The sequence below is a fragment of the Actinomycetes bacterium genome, from assembly GCA_022396035.1.
GTDB lineage: Bacteria > Actinomycetota > Humimicrobiia > Humimicrobiales > Humimicrobiaceae > Halolacustris.
Genome location: JAIOXO010000024.1, coordinates 1 through 18,055, shown reverse-complemented (window position 1 = coordinate 18,055; position 18,055 = coordinate 1). Strand labels below are relative to the sequence as shown.

16 protein-coding genes and 1 tRNA gene are annotated in these 18,055 nt (G+C 41.2%); 1 reads left to right on the top strand and 16 read right to left on the bottom strand.

All coding sequences use genetic code 11. The features are described 5' to 3' along the window. Window positions 1-121 precede the first annotated feature (121 nt). Complete coding sequence (locus tag K9H14_07285; GenBank protein ID MCG9479994.1) at window positions 122-1,366, top strand: recombinase family protein; 1,245 nt, start codon at window positions 122-124, stop codon at window positions 1,364-1,366. On the opposite strand, the gene K9H14_07280 is transcribed toward K9H14_07285, so the two are convergent. The 16 genes from K9H14_07280 to K9H14_07205 form a co-directional block, all read right to left on the bottom strand. Beyond that, entirely contained in the window at window positions 1,341-1,478 is a 138-nt protein-coding gene (locus K9H14_07280) for a hypothetical protein (GenBank protein ID MCG9479993.1), read from the bottom strand. The two genes, K9H14_07285 and K9H14_07280, sit on opposite strands and share 26 nt — an antisense overlap. Before the next feature lie 39 nt (window positions 1,479-1,517). Beyond that, window positions 1,518-1,592: transfer RNA gene (locus tag K9H14_07275), tRNA-Asn, on the bottom strand. A gap of 71 nt (window positions 1,593-1,663) precedes the next feature. Beyond that, the gene (gene rpoD, locus K9H14_07270) at window positions 1,664-2,761 is read right to left on the bottom strand and encodes an RNA polymerase sigma factor RpoD (GenBank protein ID MCG9479992.1); all 1,098 of its coding nucleotides are present in this window, start codon (window positions 2,759-2,761) and stop codon (window positions 1,664-1,666) included. A gap of 83 nt (window positions 2,762-2,844) precedes the next feature. Further along, window positions 2,845-4,713: a DNA primase gene (gene dnaG, locus K9H14_07265; GenBank protein ID MCG9479991.1), complete on the bottom strand. Its 1,869-nt coding sequence runs from the start codon at window positions 4,711-4,713 to the stop codon at window positions 2,845-2,847. A gap of 114 nt (window positions 4,714-4,827) precedes the next feature. Next, window positions 4,828-7,449, bottom strand: coding sequence for a pyruvate, phosphate dikinase (gene ppdK / locus K9H14_07260; protein MCG9479990.1), 2,622 nt, complete (start codon window positions 7,447-7,449; stop codon window positions 4,828-4,830). 72 nt (window positions 7,450-7,521) lie between these two features. Continuing rightward, window positions 7,522-9,612, bottom strand: coding sequence for a glycine--tRNA ligase subunit beta (gene glyS, locus K9H14_07255; GenBank protein MCG9479989.1), 2,091 nt, complete (start codon window positions 9,610-9,612; stop codon window positions 7,522-7,524). Beyond that, window positions 9,605-10,480 carry a glycine--tRNA ligase subunit alpha gene (locus tag K9H14_07250; GenBank protein MCG9479988.1) on the bottom strand — a complete coding sequence of 292 codons (876 nt, stop codon included), beginning with the start codon at window positions 10,478-10,480 and terminating at the stop codon, window positions 9,605-9,607. Before K9H14_07250 ends, glyS begins: the two co-directional genes overlap by 8 nt. A gap of 60 nt (window positions 10,481-10,540) precedes the next feature. Then, a complete protein-coding gene (locus K9H14_07245) occupies window positions 10,541-10,840 on the bottom strand; it encodes a J domain-containing protein (protein MCG9479987.1) in 300 nt (99 codons plus the stop codon). 233 nt (window positions 10,841-11,073) lie between these two features. Next, a complete protein-coding gene (gene recO / locus K9H14_07240; GenBank protein ID MCG9479986.1) occupies window positions 11,074-11,859 on the bottom strand; it encodes a DNA repair protein RecO in 786 nt (261 codons plus the stop codon). 2 nt (window positions 11,860-11,861) lie between these two features. Continuing rightward, a complete protein-coding gene (gene deoC / locus K9H14_07235; GenBank protein ID MCG9479985.1) occupies window positions 11,862-12,569 on the bottom strand; it encodes a deoxyribose-phosphate aldolase in 708 nt (235 codons plus the stop codon). A gap of 23 nt (window positions 12,570-12,592) precedes the next feature. Continuing rightward, entirely contained in the window at window positions 12,593-13,492 is a 900-nt protein-coding gene (gene era / locus K9H14_07230) for a GTPase Era (GenBank protein MCG9479984.1), read from the bottom strand. Between the two features lie 74 nt (window positions 13,493-13,566). Continuing rightward, window positions 13,567-14,064 carry an rRNA maturation RNase YbeY gene (ybeY, locus tag K9H14_07225; GenBank protein ID MCG9479983.1) on the bottom strand — a complete coding sequence of 166 codons (498 nt, stop codon included), beginning with the start codon at window positions 14,062-14,064 and terminating at the stop codon, window positions 13,567-13,569. Continuing rightward, on the bottom strand, window positions 14,061-16,274 hold the full coding sequence (locus tag K9H14_07220; protein ID MCG9479982.1) for an HDIG domain-containing protein: 2,214 nt from the start codon (window positions 16,272-16,274) through the stop codon (window positions 14,061-14,063). Before K9H14_07220 ends, ybeY begins: the two co-directional genes overlap by 4 nt. Next, window positions 16,213-17,202 (bottom strand): PhoH family protein, encoded by a 990-nt coding sequence (locus K9H14_07215; GenBank protein ID MCG9479981.1) that lies wholly within the window; start codon window positions 17,200-17,202, stop codon window positions 16,213-16,215. The genes K9H14_07220 and K9H14_07215 overlap by 62 nt, the downstream gene beginning before the upstream one ends. Window positions 17,203-17,269: 67 nt before the next feature. Further along, a complete protein-coding gene (locus K9H14_07210) occupies window positions 17,270-17,611 on the bottom strand; it encodes a histidine triad nucleotide-binding protein (protein MCG9479980.1) in 342 nt (113 codons plus the stop codon). Window positions 17,612-17,690: 79 nt separating this feature from the next. Next, a partial coding sequence (locus K9H14_07205; GenBank protein MCG9479979.1) for a tRNA (N(6)-L-threonylcarbamoyladenosine(37)-C(2))-methylthiotransferase MtaB occupies window positions 17,691-18,055 on the bottom strand: 365 nt, incomplete at its 5' end.

Here is an 18,055-nt window from a genome sequence, read left to right as displayed (position 1 = left end):
TAGCGCTTATGTCCATAATATTGCATGTATTATTTATATATACATACCATATTTTAGGCTAAATTGCAATCTTTTCCAAATTGGTTTTAAGAATTTTATTTAGGGCAAAAATCAAAAAGCAGTGCCCTTAAAAAAGTCTGGTTTTATGGGCACTGCTACTTTGTTTACAATTAACAGAATCTACTGTCTGAATCACAGTGAAGTAATAGATGAATTTTATAGTGCTGTACTGGCCCAGGAGACTTTGAGGGGGATGATAGAAAATGCCAGGAAAGGCTACAGGAATGGCGGATACCCTTTATATGGCTATAAGAATGTAAAGGTCTTTGATGACAGGGGCAACCCCAAAACAAAATATGGAGTAAATGAAGATGAGGCCAGGGTTGTAAAAACTATATTCAATCTCTATGCAAATGGTAATGGGTTAAAAAAAATCGTCATGGAACTTATAAAAATGGGTCTTAAACCCCGTTCCGGATCCTATTGGGGCAAGTCTACAATCGCTAATATCTTAAGAAATGAGACCTATATTGGCTGGACTGTTTTTAATAAAAGGGACAAAAAGACTATGGGATCCAAGTTTAAGCCAAAAAGTGAGTGGGTGATAATAAAGGATACCCATGAGCCTATTATAAGTGAAGAACTATTTAACCGGGTTCAGGATTTGATAAAGAAAAGACAGCCAACAAATACCCCGGCCAGGGTTACTGCCAGTACTTACCTTTTATCGGGACTTTTAAGCTGTGGTAAATGCGGCAGTGCCTATGGAGTTACCGGATATGGGAGAAATAAAAAATACGCCTACTATAACTGCCTGTGCTATTCAAGAAAAGGTAAGTCTGTATGTCCCGGAAAAAGACTGCGGGCAGATGAGATTGATTTAGATATTATTTCACGGGTAAAGGAACTGGTGTTTTCTGATTCAAACATGAAAAAACTGGTAAATGGTATAAATAAAGCCACAAAATCCCTCAGAACTGATCATAGCAGAAAGATCACGGAACTTAAAAAGAAGGCTTCAGACCTCCAGATAAGATCCAGACGGCAGTATGAAGCCATAGAAAGCGGGCAGATAGACCTGTCGCTTATTGCAGAGCGTCTTAGGGAGCTTAAATTACAAAGGGAAAGTATCCAGGATGAGATTGCACACTATGAGAAAATGAATTCCGGGATACAGCCCGTTTATATTACCAGGTCAATGATGGAGTCTTATCGGAAAGAGATGGAAGAGGTGTTCGTTGGTTCAAATGTTTTTGAGCAGAGAAATTTTCTAAAGAAATTCATCGAAAAGATTGTGATATATGAAGAAAAGATTGAGATAATATACTTTGCCCCGGGACCTAGGTCTGCTTTTTCAAAGCTTTAAGCCGTTCAAGAACATCATCAATAGTTTTATCCCCTTTATGCTTGCAGGCTAAGAGGAATCCTTCAATTTCTTCAGTTATTCTATTAGCAAATTCTATAATTGGATCTTCCATTTTTCTCTGTTAATTTTTGTTATCAATATTGGGGTATATTGGCTCCCCGAGTAGGACTCGAACCTACAACCCTTCGGTTAACAGCCGAATGCTCTACCATTGAGCTATCGGGGAAAGCCTTACACGTTCAGTTATTATAATATAGTAAATATTTATTGCAAGCACAATCTACCGGGATCAAACACCTATATCTCCAGAAAATCCTTCAATGCACCACTTCTATTAGGATGCCTTAACTTACTCAATGTCTTGGACTCAATCTGTCTGATCCTTTCTCTGGTAACTCCAAATTCTCTTCCTACCTCTTCCAGGGTTCTGGGATGTCCATCCTGAAGGCCAAACCTTAACTGTATGACCTTCCTTTCCCTCTCATTTAAAGTATTTAGAACATCCTGTAGTTGTTCCTGCAGCATAGTAAAGGAAGCAGCATCTGAAGGAGCCTCAACCTCTGAATCTTCGATAAAATCACCCAGATGGCTATCCTCCTCTTCTCCAATGGGGGTTTCCAGTGATACCGGCTCCTGGGATATCTTCATTATTTCTCTTACCTTATCCGGAGAAAATCCCATCTGTTTTGCTATCTCTTCAGGTGCTGGCTCCCGACCTAATTTCTGCAGCAACTGCCTCTGTATCCTGATAAGCTTGTTAATAGTCTCTACCATATGCACAGGAATCCTTATAGTCCTGGCCTGATCGGCAATAGCCCTGGTAATAGCCTGCCTTATCCACCAGGTAGCATAGGTAGAAAATTTATAGCCTTTAGTATGGTCAAATTTTTCAACAGCCCTTATAAGGCCTAAATTACCTTCCTGTATAAGATCAAGAAAAAGCATTCCCCGGCCCACATATTTTTTGGCAATACTTACTACCAGCCTGAGGTTAGCCTCCACCAGCTTTCTTTTTGCGGCCATATCTCCTTTTTTAATCCGCTTAGCCAGCTGAACCTCTTCCACCGCAGTAAGAAGCCTGACCTTCCCTATCTCCTTGAGATACATTCTAACCGGGTCATTGGTAGGAGACTTAATGGTCAAATCCAGCTTCTTTTTAATTGAAGCTGCTTCCTTTTTATCCGCCCCTACATTATCTATATCCCCATCTTCTTCACTTATTATCTCAATACCCAAATTCTGAAGCACATCATAAATTCTCTCTATTTGTTCCTTGTTAAGGTCAACTTCTGCAAGAGCTTCACTAATCTCTTCAGCAGTTAAAAGCCCCTCTTCTTTGCCTTTACTGATTAAAGCCTTAACCTCTTCAAGTTTAAATTCAGCCCCTCTTTTCATTATATTTGTCACCTCAAATATAGTTAAATTTGAATCCTTAGCTCAAAAACAAAAAATACATTTTAAATATTATTGCATAAATTTCAAGAAATTTTCAGCTTAATCTTTTCTTGTTCCAACTCTATAAGCTGCGAATATAACCTATCATACTGTCTGCTTAGCTCCTGATCAGTTTTACCTTTTTTTATCCCCTCTTCTATCTGTAACATCTTGTTTCTCAAACCATTAATCTTTTCTGAAAGATAGGACAGCTTCAGGTTGCATAAAACCTCATCACAGGTAACCTTTCCATTTTTATAAGATTTAGGGTCATAATAAATAAAATTATACAGCTTCCTGACCTCAGAATCTTTCAATAATTCAGACGTAATTTCAACAGGAAAGTTTATTTGCCCAGAGTCCTGTTTCTTTAATACTTTCATTAATATATTAAACAATTTTTTGGTATCTTCATATTTAAAAAAACTTTCTTCCAGCCCCAGAAAACAATTCTGGCTCAGTCCTTCTCCATTTACCATCAGTCTCAAAGCTTCAACCTCTAATTTCTTCTGGGGGGAATCAATGATAGCAGAAGATTTCTCCGGAACAGAATAAGAATTTCCTTTATCCTCCCTGTTTTTGAAATTTACCAGTTCCTCAAAAAGTAAATCCTCCTTTAAGTCCAGTTCCCGGGCAATTTTTTTTACACATTCCTCCTGCACAATCCTGGAATTCAGGGTACTTATAAATGCCAGCAGCTCCTTGCTGGCTCTAACCTTTTGATTTAAACTGCTTAAGTCATATTTCTTAATAATAATGGCTATGGTAAAATCAATAATATTTTCTGCCGAATTTACTTTTTCCATAAAAGCTTTGCTGCCTTTTTTAAATACATAATCTGCAGGGTCATAGCCCTGCTCCAGCAAAACTACCTCTATGTTCATATTGCTTTCATGGTAAAGGTCCAGATTCTGATTATATTCCCTGAGCCTCTCCATTCCTTTCATGGAAGCGGAAAGCCCTGCCTGATCACTGTCAAATACCAGCCCAACATTCTTGGTAAAACGCCCCAGAAGTTTTATTTGGTCAGTAGTTAAAGCCGTACCCAGGCTGGCCACAACATTTTTAATGCCACACTGTGATAACGCCATAACATCCGTATAACCTTCTACAATAAATACCTTGTCTTTTTCTACAATATAGTTTTTTGCCCGATGTATATTGTATATATTTTTACTCTTTGAATATATTCTGGTTTCAGGAGTATTTATATATTTAGCAGACTGGCTCTTGCCTTGCTCCAGAATCCTGCCTCCAAAACCAATAGTCTTGCCTACAACATCCCCTATGGGAAACATAATCCTTTCCCTGAAACGGTCATAGATACCTTGCTGCCTATTTTTGCTCCTGATAGACAGCCCCGCTTCTATCAGCTCATCAGCCCTATAGCCCCTTTTCTGGGCCAGATTGGAAAAGTAATCCCATTTCTTTAAACTATATCCTACTTCAAATTCTTCCAGAGTTTCACCATTAAACCCTCTCTCTTTCAGATATTTGAGGACTTTTGAGCCCGCTTTGGGGTTATTCAGGACAAAATGATAATAAGTCTTGGCCAGCTGGTTAAGCTCAAATAACCTTTCCTTAAGCTTCCGAGTTTTTGAAGACCCGCTGCTGCTGTATTTAAGCTGGTAGCCTATCTTCTTTGCTATAAACTCTACCGATTCCAGAAAATCCAGATTTTCAATTTTCATAATAAAACTGATTGCATCCCCGCCTTCACCACAGCCAAAACAATGATAGAACTGCCTGGAAGAATCAACACTAAATGAAGGCGTTTTTTCCTGGTGAAAGGGACATAATCCTGTATGGTTCTTGCCCCTTTTTTTCAGATTAACATAATCTGAAATAATGCCGATAATATCAGCTCTGCTTTTTAGCTCTTCTACTTCACCATCTTTAAGGCCTCTGGACATCTATACTCCTATATATAGCATTTTTACCAGGACTTAATTATTGTACCAATCATCAGGAGTTAATGTAAAAAAATTAAGAAAAAAGGGCAGCCTTTCGGCTGCCCTTTAGTTTGTTTATTCGTCCTCTATATTGGCCTGTGCTCCGGCAAGCCTGGCCACGGGAACCCTGTAAGGTGAACAGCTAACATAATCCATGCCAGCCCGGTGGCAAAACTTAACCGAATTTGGATCTCCACCATGTTCTCCACATATGCCTATCTTAAGATCTTTCCTGGCAGACCTTCCTTTCTCGATGCCCATAAGCACCATCTGGCCTACACCATTTATATCCAAGCTGGCAAATGGATCCTTTTCCAGTATACCCTTTTCAATATAATCCGGTAAAAACTTACCTACATCATCCCTGGAAAAACCAAAGGTTAGCTGGGTCAGGTCATTGGTACCAAAGCTGAAAAACTCAGCTTCTTTAGCTATCTCATCCGCAACCACGCAAGCCCTGGGAACCTCAATCATGGTTCCTACCTTGTACTCAAATTTCAAGCCTTTCTTTTCCATCAGATTTTCTGCAATCTCTACAATCTGATCTTTCAGTATCTTTACCTCTTTTAAGGTACCGGCAAGCGGAATCATAACTTCCGGCTCTACCTTTACTCCTTTTTCCGTCAACTCTATTGCTGCCTCAAAAATTGCCCTGGCCTGCATTTCCAGGATCTCTGGATAAGTAATGGACAGCCTGCATCCCCTGTGCCCCAGCATGGGGTTCATCTCGTGGAGCGATTTTACTGTAGCAGCCAGTTCATCGGCTTCAATATCCAGCTCATCAGCTATCTCTTTTATGTCTTCCGGTTCTGAAGGTAAAAATTCGTGCAAGGGCGGGTCAAGCAATCTGACAGTAACCGGTTTGCCTTCCATAACTTTGAAAATGTCTATGAAATCCTGTTTCTGGTAAGGCAGGATAGCCATTAGCGCTTTTCTTCTTTCATCCTCATTGGAAGCAACTATCATCTTCCTGACTGCTTTTATCCTGTCTGCTTCAAAAAACATATGTTCAGTTCTGCAGAGACCAATGCCCTCTGCTCCAAACTTTAAGGCTACTTCAGCGTCATGGGGAGTATCAGCATTGGTCCTGACCCCTATTTTACTGAACTGGTCTATCCAGTCCATAAACAACTCAAAATTACCGGAAATTTCCGGATCTACAACCTCCAGCTGTCCCAGAAAGACCTCTCCGGTGGAGCCGTCCAGAGTAATCCAGTCGCCCTTATTTATCTTTTTGCCGTCAGCCGAGAAAGATTTCTGGTCGGCACTCACCTTGATGCTCTCACAACCAGCAACGCAGCACTTGCCCATTCCTCTGGCAACCACCGCCGCATGGGAAGTCATGCCTCCCCGGGAAGTCAATATGCCCTGGGCAACCGACATCCCCTCAATATCTTCGGGAGAAGTTTCGGTCCTGACCAGTATAACCGGATCATTTTCCGATTCCCTTACTGCTTCATCAGCATCAAATACTACTCTGCCTAAAGCTGCTCCCGGAGAAGCTGGCAGCCCTTTGGCCAACAACTCAGCCCCCTGCTTCGCATTCTTGTCAATCTGCTTGTGAAGCAGCTGGTCCAGTTGCTGGGGTTCTACCCTCATCACCGCAGTCTTCTTATCAATCAAACCGTCTTTTTCCATATCTACCGCTATCTGCAGGGCAGCAGCTGCAGTTCTCTTGCCAGTCCTGGTCTGCAGCATGAAAAGCTTGCCTTCCTGGATGGTAAATTCAAGATCCTGCATATCCTTGTAATGCTGCTCCAGCTTCTGGAATATATCCATGAGCTGCTGGTATATCTCCGGCATTTCTTCCTTTAATTTGGTAATAGGCTGGGGAGTCCTGATTCCCGCAACTACATCCTCGCCCTGTGCATTTATTAGGTATTCTCCATATTCCTTATTCTCTCCGGTAGAGGGATTCCTGGTAAAAGCAACCCCGGTGCCGGAATTTTCACCCATATTGCCAAATACCATAGCCTGCACATTAACTGCAGTACCCATGCTATGGGGTATATCATGTAAATTTCTGTAGGTTATAGCTCTCTTATTATTCCAGGAACCGAATACAGCGTCTATTGACATCTGCAGCTGTTCTCTGGGTTCCTGGGGGAAACTCTGTCCTGTTTCCCTGTCTATAATCTGCTTGTAATCTTCAACCAGCTGCTGGAGATCTTCAGCGCTCAAATCAGTATCAAACTTGACCCCTTTTTTATCCTTCATTGACTGCATGGCTTCTTCGAACTTATCATGCTCTACTCCCATTACCACATCTCCAAACATCTGAATAAATCTTCTGTATGAGTCCCATCCGAATCTTTTATTGCCTGTTTTCTTAATAAGCCCGTTTACAGTTATGTCATTTAAGCCCAGGTTTAATACCGTATCCATCATTCCCGGCATGGAAATAGCGGCTCCGGATCTTACTGAAACCAGTAATGGATCGTCCTTATCCCCCAGGTCCAGATCCATCTTTTTTTCCAGTTTCTTTAAACCTTCATCAATCTGTCCCTGCAGTCCCTCAGGATATCTTTTACCTAATTCATAAAAAAGATTACATACTTCCGTAGTAATAGTAAATCCGGGCGGTACAGGAAGACCGATATTGGTCATTTCCGAAAGGTTTGCACCTTTACCACCCAAAAGTTTTTTCATCTCTTTTGCGCCTTCTCCAAAGAAATATACATATTTCTTGTCTGTCATCTTTAATCCCTTCCAATAAATAGTTTTAAATAATTATATGTTTTTTAGGGTTTATTTAAAACCCTAAAAAGGTTAGCCTTCTATAACCAGCCTGGAAAAATCTGCAATAAAAAGATACAGGTCCCTAGCTTCTTTTACCAGGCTAATCCTGTTCTGCCTTATGTTCTCATCCTCATCCATTACCAGAACCTGATCAAAAAACTTATTTACCGCTTCGCCAAATTTTTCAAGCTCGGTCAGCATCTGGAAATATTTTTTCTCCTGTTTGCAGCTCTTAACAATTTCTTTTACCTTTTCTACCGCCTCATACAGCTTTTTTTCACCCGACTCCCTGAACCGGCCGGCATCCATTTTTGCTATTTCTTCTTCTTTTATTATATTCTTGCATCTGATCATAGGGTTGGCTATCAGTTCAATATCATGCTGGCCCATAAATTTCTCCAGGGCCCTGTACCTTAAGTCCATATCAGTAACAGACCAGGTACCGGCGGCAGCCACTGCCTCCAGAATATCCAGTCTTTTTCCTTCTTTTTCCAATTTGAACCGGTAACGGGCCAGGATAAATTCAAATATAATCCTGTTAAGGCCTTCTGGTTTTTCTATTCCAAATTTATCCTGGTATAAATTAAGGTTGTATTCAATAAGCCCTTCAAGATCCAAATCATAACCCTTATCCAGAAGGCTTAGCACTATTCCAGAGGCTTTCCTCCTTAAAGCAAAAGGGTCTTCGGAGCCGGTAGGGATATTATCCAGCAAAAACATGCCGCAGATGGTATCCATCTTCTCAGCAACAGACAGCAGGGCCCCCTCTTCAGTCCGGGGCAGCTGGTCACCGGCAAACCTGGGCCTGTAATGTTCAAAAATACCTTTGGCCACTGAGGGTTTTTCTCCTATTTCCAGCGCATATTCCCTTCCCACTATTCCCTGCAGCTGGGGAAACTCCACCACCATATTGGTTACCAGGTCACACTTGCATAAACCCGCAGCTCTTTTCAAATCATCTTTTATATGATCTTTGCCCAGACTCGAACATAAGAAATCCGATAGGCTTACTAGCCTTTCTATCTGGTCATACATGCTCCCAATACCTGAATAAAAAATTACACCCTTTAATTTTTCCAGCCAGTGGTCGAATCCCTGTTTTCTGTCCTCTTCATAGAAAAAGACGGCATCACTCAGCCTGGCTTCCAGAACCCTCTGATTTCCTTTTACAATGTCGCCAGTAATGTCCTGGGTACCGTTCTGAACCATTACAAAACTGGTAGTAACCTCGCCCCCGGGTCCGGTTACCGCAAAATATTTTTGATGGTATTCAATAGCTTTAATAAGTATATCCTTGGGGATATAGAGAAAACGTTCAGAAAACTTACCCACCAATACATTCGGATGCTCTACAAGGTTAACCACTTCCTCTAAAAGATCCTGGTCCAGAACCACCCTGTAGTTTCCTGACCACAACTGTTGCTGGGCCTCAAGTATGGCATTTTCTATAATCTGTCTTCTTCTATCCGAATCCAGAATCACCAAACCTTGTCCGGTTAAAATATCTAAATAACCATCAGCATCTTCTATGGTCAAAGGATTATCATCAATAGTCCTTAACCCGTAAGTCAGCCTTCCTGTTTTCAGTCCTTCCAGTTCAAAATTGATTACCTTATCTCCCAGAAGAGCAACAATCCACCTTATAGGCCGGGCAAACTTGATATCATAATTGCCCCAGCTCATCTGTTTGCCGAATGGAATTTCCCCTATGGATTTCTTGAGAAGGCCGGGCATAACTTCCATTACGGGCCTGCCTTCTTCCCTTATGCTTTTCCCCATATAAATGCCCCTGTCCGAAGGAATCTCTTCAAGGTCATTGACATCAATTTTTAAACTCCCGGCAAAGCCCGTAGCCGCCCTGGTAGGTTTGCCGTCGCCGTCAAAGGCTATTGCCTTGGGAGGCCCGGTAACTACCCGGTTATGGGATTTTTGCATTGCAGCCACTCCCTCCAGCACAGCGGTTAGCCGGCGGGGGGTACCAAAAGTCTCTATGGAAGTAAAGCCAATTCTTTCCTGTTTGAACTTCCTGGTTAAAATATCCTTTAAAGCCTTCCTTCCTTCAATAATGCAGGAAGAAGGCAGCTCCTCGGTTCCTATTTCAAATACTAATTTATTATCCATTATCCTTTAAAAGCGGAAATCCCAGCTCTTTCCTTTGATTAACATATGCTTTACATAATTTCTTGGCCTGGTTTCTTACCCTTCCGATATAAGAGGTCCTCTCCGATACACTGATAGCTTCCCTGGCATCCAAAAGATTAAATACATGAGAACATTTCAATACAAATTCACAGGCAACAAAAACCAAATCTTTTTTAATGGTACGGTAAAATTCATTTTCAAACTTATCAAAAAGATCAAGAAGCATTTTTACATCAGCAACTTTAAAATTATAGACACACCACTGTTTCTCCGATTCCAGCAATACATCTGCATAGGTTATCTGGTCATTCCATTTAAGCTCCCAGAAACTGTCTTTATCCTGAAGATACATGGCAATCCTCTCCAGGCCATAAGTAAGCTCAGCTGAAACCGGCTTCAGGGCAATCTGTCCCATCTGCTGAAAATAAGTAAACTGGGTAATCTCCATACCGTCTGCCCATACCTCCCAGCCCAGTCCAGCAGCCCCGATAGTGGGTGAAGCCCAGTCGTCTTCCACAAATCTTATATCATGATTCTTCATGTTTATTCCCAGGCTTTCCAGGGAACCCAGATAGAGATCAATCACCTCATTCGGAGATGGTTTTAAAAGTACCTGATACTGGTAATAGAACTGGCTGCGGAAAGGATTCTCTCCATACCTTCCGTCAGTAGGCCTCCTGGAAGGTTCCACATATGCCACTTTCCAGGGTTCGGGCCCCAGACACCTTAAAAAGGTATCCGGATTAAAAGTACCTGCCCCTTTTTCCAGATCCATTGGCTGCCTAATAATGCAGCCATGTCTGCTCCAGTACTGTTGTAAATTAAAAATTATATCCTGAAAATTCATAATCTAACATTGTAATAACTATGATTGTAAACGTCAATTGTGAAATGGAGTAAAATCCTTTTAAAACCAGGTACTGTAAAATCGATCCTGATGGTATTTCTGGTACTCTCCTTCCTCAACATCCTTTACCCTTTCCCTGGAAAAAGAGATGGGATATTTCAGGCAGTAATCCATGAGCAGCTGATAGGAGTGATTAATAAGTTTGAATTTCTCTTCAGAATTATCACCAGCTTTATCGGGGTGGTACTTGAGTGACAATTGCCGGTAAGCCGCCTTAATGTCCTTAATCGAGCTTACCTGTTTTAGGCCAAGGGTTTTTCTGGCTTTCTCTATATCCTCAAATTCGATTAGTTTTGGCATATTATCTCCAACAAATCATTTTTGATATACCATCATAATAATGAACAGAAGTTCATAATTCAAATAAGCCTTTCCGCCAGCATATCAACTTCCTTTATCGCTTCCTTATCTTTAAGCACTTCTCCCGGGCCAAACCCAAAGCCCATAACACCGGGTACCGCCCTTAGCAGCTTGGCGTTATTACCATTCTTATTAGGGGATCCTTACTGCCAGCGCTCTCATTTTAAACCTTCTTATGCGCCAATCTTTTTTAAATATTTAAAACTGTCCAGATTGCAGTCAGTGTGGTATATGATGTAGTTTTCTAAAAATTTATAGACTTTCTTTATGGTGGAACCATCTACCTCCATATCCCTTATATCCTCAATTTTTGATTGATAAATACTGGAAAGAAACCTGAAACTTTTAGCTCCCATACTGCTGCCGCCTTCAAAACCAGAGGAACATTTTTCACAAAGAACTCCCCCCAGGCGGTAAGAAAGAGCTACCTTTCTATTGCTCAAGACTCCCGGCTCTGGATCCAGTTTACCATTACAACGGCAGCATGAATCCAGTAGAGGGCTGTAGCCGGTAATAGAGAGAAACCGACCAATAAAGAAACACATGATTTTTTTCAAGGCTGCTATATCCTCAGTTTCGGCAGCATTAATTTCTCTAAAACAAATATATATAAGCTTGAACAGCTGGGGGCAGGGTTCACTGATATCGGTCTGGGTCTTTAATAAAATTTTTGCTATCAGTTCACAGAACACAAAGCGGTAAAAATCACTGGAAATGAGTTTAAAACTGTCAATTATTTCTGCCTGTGCAATAATATCCAGCGAGTGACCGCTGTACATCTCCAGATCCACCAGATTGAAAAGCTCCAGTCTCCCCCCGAACCTGCCTCCGGGTTTTCTGGCCCCCTTGGCAACCCCGCTAATCAGACCCTTAGACTGGGAGTACATCTTGACAATTTTGTCATATTCCCCCAGCTTGTAAACCCTTAAAATTAAAGCTTTAGCTTTATAGGACGGCATCTCTATTTATCAAAATAACTGGAATATTCTTCCATGATAGTCATTCCGCTACTGGTACCCAGCCTGGTAGCACCGGCATCTATAAGAGCCTGGGCATCAGCAAAAGTTCTTATCCCTCCCGAAGCTTTCACCCCGATATTTCTGGTAACCACTTCCCGGATTAACCTGATATCATCCAGTTCAACTCCCCTTACTCCAAACCCGGTAGAGGTTTCAATAAAATCCGCTCCTGTTTCTTCAATAATTTTGCACACCCTCTTAACTTCTTCCCTGGTGAGTACTCCGGTCTCTATTATGAATTTAATATTTATATGCTTATTGTATTCGGCCATTTGCTCCCGCCTTGTAACACTTACAATAAGGCTTATCTCTCTTTCAATGTAATCATAGTTTCCGCCTTTTAGGGCTCCCAGGTTTATAACTACATCCAGCTCGTCTGCACCCTTCCTCACATTGTCCCTTCCTTCAAAAACCTTGCTTTCAATAGTATTGGCCCCCATGGGAAAACCTACTACCGAGCATACCTTTACGTCTGTGCCCGAAAGAAGGTTTTTGGCAGTTACTATAAAAGAAGGGCTGATAGTTACCGCTGCAAAGTGCTGCTTCTTGGCCTCTCTGCAAAGCTGTTCAATATTCTTGATAGTAGTTATTGGCCTCAGCAATGTTTGATCGATAGTTTTTGCAAGTTGTTCTTTGGTTAACGTTTTAATCACCCAACCCTGTATTTAAATTATTAATAATAACCAAGTTTATTTAAAATCTTTTCATTTTTAGTCCAGTTAGGCTCCACTTTTACCCACAGCTGTAAAAAAACCTTACAGCCCATAATATTTTCTAGTTCTCTTCTGGCCTGCTCTCCTGCTTTTTTTAGCTTGCTTCCTGATTTTCCAATGACAATTGCTTTCTGTGATTTTTTCTCCGTAAAAATATCCGCATATATATTTACCAGTTTTTCACCCGATTTAGTTTTAGCATCTTCTATCGAATTTACCATCACGCTTATACTGTGGGGAAGCTCCTGCAGTAAACTTAAGGCCAATTTTTCCCTGATAATATCTGCAATCATTTTTTCTTGAGGCTGATCGGTAACCATGTCTTCAGTAAAATATTTGGGACCTGAAGGAAGATGTTTTTCCACTGCTGCCAGGGTCCTGTCGATATTGTAGCCAGTCCTGGCCGATACCGGTATTACCTGTTCAAAAAAACCGTATTCCTCTATTTTTCCCTGCTCATAATCCAGCTGATCTTTTCCGGTTATATCCGTTTTGTTTAACAGCAGAATCTTTGGTTTGGGATTTTTGGCAAGACCCTCCATTACATAGAAGTCGCCTCCCCCAATACCTGCGGCAACATCTACCATTACCAGCAACAGGTCCGAATCTTCAACTACACGGTTGACCACTTTGTTAAGCCTCTGTCCAAATAAATTATGGGGCTTAAAATATCCGGGGCAGTCCACAAATACAATCTGTGAATTGCTGCTGTTGTAAATACAGTTAATTCTTTCCCTGGTGGTCTGGGACTTATTAGTACTTATAGCCACTTTTTGGCCCAGTACCTGATTGATAAAAGTGGATTTTCCCACATTTGTTCTTCCTATTAATCCCACAAATCCTGATTTAAATTGTTCCATATCCCTTTTTTAGCAAAAAAATATACTTATTATAAATTTTACAATATTTGTCAAACTCAATCTATGGCCTAGATTTAAGGCTGCAGATTAAAAGTCCTGATTACGTCCTCCAGTATTGAATCCTGTTTCTTGAACATAACCGCTCTATCTTCTTCAACTTCATGATCGTAACCATATATATGAAGGAACCCGTGTATTATCAGCAGGCAAATCTCTAAGTCTAAATTCCAATCTTTGCCTTGTTCCAGGGCATTATCTTCTGCTGCCATAGGGCAAATGATAATCTCCCCTATAGTGTAAAAACCATGTTTCTGTTTACCGCTCTCTATATCTTTTTTTATATCCTCCCTGTCTTTTTCAAAAAGATAGGAAAAAGAAATAACATCAGTGGCAGCATCAACCTGCCGGTACTGATTATTTATCTGCCTTATATCGGAACTGGAGACTAGTATCAGATTAGCTTCACACCTGCTATCCTCATCAAACTTATCCGAAATATAGTTAGAAACCTTCTGTATAAAGTCCAGATTCAGGATTATGTCATCCTGGCGGTTTATTAAGTTTACCTTCATTTTTTTGCTTCTACACTTTCTTTGGCAGGTTCGGGATAGGTTATTCGGGAATGATGAATGGATATAAGCCCGTCTACCAGGCTGTTTTTAACCACTTCTATTTCTTTTAAGGTTATGTTGGCTTCAGAAAACTGCCCGTCTGCTATCTTATCTTCCACTATGTCATTAACCATCTGTTCAATCTTTTTTGGAGTCATCTTATCAATAGATCTAACCGCTGCTTCTGTAGAATCTGCCAGCATAAGTATAGCTGCTTCCCTGGTCTGCGGTTTTTTAGAAGGATACCTGAAATGTCCCTTCAGGCTGCTGGAAGAATCATTATTTGATTTTACCGCTTCCATGCCCTTTTGTTTCTCATAAAAATAAGTTATTAAAGAGTTGCCGTGATGCTGCGATATTATCTGGATCACTTTTTTGGGTATCTTATTCTTAATAGCAACCTCGATGCCATCCTTTATATGGTTGGCAATAATGTTCCTGCTCATGGATGGATTAAGCCGGTCATGGATATTCTCAATCTCGGCCTGGTTCTCATAAAAATATTCCGGCCGCCTCATCTTACCCAGATCATGGTAAAGGGCAGCTACCTTAACCAGTAAAGCATCGGCACCTATGGCTTTAGCTGCGTTTTCGGCCAGATGCCCTACCAGCAGACTGTGATTGTAAGTACCGGGGGCAGTAATCAGCAATTCTTTTAAAAGAGGCTGGTCAGTATGTGACAGTTCCAGCAGTCCCATGGCAGTAACTATATTAAAGCTGGATTCAATAAAAGGCAGCAGCCCTATAGCCAGTATGGCACATATAATTCCGTTTAATATGCCCAGCATAGTATACAGGGCAATGCTTTGTACTTCTCCCCCTATAAGGTTGGTAGCCAGAAACAAAAACCCCAATACCAGAGAGCTGATAAAGCCCGCCCGCATAACCGTAGAACGCTGGGAAATATTCGATACCAGGTAAGTGGAAAATATTGCTCCCATTATATAGGCTATAGTCAGGTTGAAATCAAAATCGGTAGCTATTCCCAGAAAGACCCCCATGGATACAGTCAGCATTATAGCCATACGTGAATCAAATATAATAGTGCACAGCATGGAAGCAGCAATAACCGGGAAAAGGTAATTCCACAAAGGCAAATGTATGGAGGCCAGAACAGTGAGCACTTTTATGGCACCAGTAAATAATATCAATATAAGTGAAATCAACACCAGTTTTTTAATATTCTGGTATACCTTTCTATTGAAATGCCGGATATAGAAACCGAATAAAAACAAAACAGTAAAAGAAATAAACAATGTATAAAAAAACCTGTTCCAGTTAAATTCTCTTTCCAGAAGACCCAGTCTCTGCAGTATGGCAATATCATCATTGTTTACTATCTCTCCCTCAAACACAATAGTCTGGCCCTCAAGTATGCTTATCATGGTAGGAGGAGTATTGAGCCTGGCTTCCTCTCTGGCAGCCTGGGTTGCTTCCGGATCAAATATTGCTGTCGGCTGTATAGTCTGTTGCAATAAATTGGTAACCAATGCCTTGTATTCAGAAGGTATCTGTTCAACATCCCTTACCAGTTCCGCAGCTTGCTGCTTGGCTGCATCAATCTGGTTGGGTTTTATTGCCTGTCCCATAACCACTTTTACAATATCCTGTGCTTCCTGGTTTAACAGCTCCCTTTCCTCTATGTCCATATTAAGGGCAGCAGTTATGGTTGGCTCCGGATAGTTATTTCCCAGCAGGTTGGTAAGGTAATCAACCTTTTCTTCAAAGGTTTTCTCCCCATCCTTCTGTACAATACCCACAAGATTAAAAAAGTATCTGATCTGATACAGAGTTCCGTTTTCACCATTCAGGGCATTGGCATCATAAATATAAACATCCTCGGTGGCTGCCTCGTTACGCATCCGGTTTTCTTCAGTCTGCTCCACATCCTCAAACTCTATGCTCTTGTTGGCTTTTATGGTACGGGGAGCAGGCCTTCCAAGTTCAACCTCAATATCCGGGGTAAAATTATAAGAGAGCATGGCTACAATAGCAGCCAGCGTAAGGACAAATATATATATCCTCTTGGCAAAAGGGCTCAAAAACCATTTTCTTTTAACCCCATTGCCATTTTCAGCCCTTATGAGTTCCTTGGTTTGATTTTTTAATTTATTTTTCTTGGCTATCATCCGTCTTTTTAATCTCTTCCTGTGCTTGCTTGGTATCCTCATAAGACTTATAGGCATCAACAATCTTTTGTACCAGCTTATGCCTTATAACATCTTTAGAGGTAAGATACACAAATTCTATACCCTCAACTTCCTGTAATATATCTCTTACCAGCACTAAACCTGATTCTTTTTCCCGGGGGAGATCAATCTGGGTTATATCCCCGGTTATTACCACTTGTGACCCGAACCCCAGCCTGGTTAAAAACATTTTCATCTGTTCCGGGGAAGCGTTCTGGGCTTCATCCAATATTATAAAGGAATCATTTAGGGTTCTTCCCCTCATGTAGGCCAGGGGAACTACTTCAATAATACCCATATCCATATATTGCTGGAACATCTCTACATCCAGCATCTCGTAAAGAGCATCATAGAGAGGCTTTAGATAAGGACTTACCTTGTCATAAATATCACCGGGCAGATATCCCAGCTTCTCCCCTGCCTCAACTACCGGTTTTACCAGTATTATTCTCCCTATCTCGTTCTGGCATAGAGCATTAACTGCCATGGCCAGTGCCAGATAGGTCTTTCCGGTACCTGCAGGACCAACCCCAAAAACAATGGTATTGTTCTTTATAGCCTGCACATAGCTGAGCTGGCCCTTGGTCCTTGGTTTTATCTTTTTACCACCGTTTATAACTATCTGGCTGGCAAAGATATCTTCAGACTTCAGGCCCTGTTTGGCCCCGGACAGATTTATAGAATCATCTAATTTTTGTTGGTTAATACTCTGGCCCAGATTTATCTGTAAGACCAGATCAGACAGCAGCCTGGAAACCTTTTCCACATTATTTTTTTTGCCTGATATCTCTACATCGTTTCCCAGGACAAAAATATCTACATTATATTCTTCCTCAATTTGCCTTATGACCTTATCCTTGTGGCCCAGCAGTTCCGCTATTGAGTGGTTTTTATTAAAATCCAGATGAATTTTCTGTGTAACTGGAGACAAAAAAATCCCTCCCCTTTATTTTACTATCTATTATAGCACCTATTCTTTAACCAGGAGGCCAGCTGAATTTTCTTTTGCCCAGGATGTGAAAATGTAAATGGTCTACGCTCTGGCCTGCCCCCCTGCCTACATTGGTAACCACTCTGAACCCTTCATGTTCCAGATCCAGGTCTCGGGCCACCCTGGCAATTACCTCCATTATTTCCCTTATTGCGCCCTGAGGAAGCTTTCCTGTTTCCATCACTGAGCTTACATGCTGTTTGGGTATTGCCAGCAGGTGCACAGGCGCCTGCGGGTTTATATCATTAAATACTATTACATTTTCAGTTTCTAAGACTATATCGCTATCTATTTCTTTATTAGCTATCTTACAAAAAAGACAATCCATGTTGTCCCCCTGCTATTCCTATTTTTTTTCAAATGATGAATTATACACTATTACAGTTTTATTACAAGCTACACCAGGTTTACGGTCTGGTCTCTATTTTACCCCATATACCGTTTCTATGCACCTCTTGGGCTAGAACCCGGTAGATTTTACCCCTGGCCAGACCGGGCTTCGGTTTAAAAAATACATTAATATAGTTTTCTGACATTCCTTTGCAGTATTCTTCCTGGCATATCTCTAAGACCACCTGCAGGCTCTGGCCTAAATTTTTTTTAATAAACCGGTTACGCATTTCTTTTCCCAGCTCAATACCCTGCCTGCTTCTCAGCTTCTTTTCCGGTGGCAGGATCTGGTCCGGCATGGAAGCAGCTAATGTTTTTGCCCGTTTTGAATACTTGAAAACATGCAGCTTGGAAAAACCTGCTGCTTTTACAGCCTCCAGAG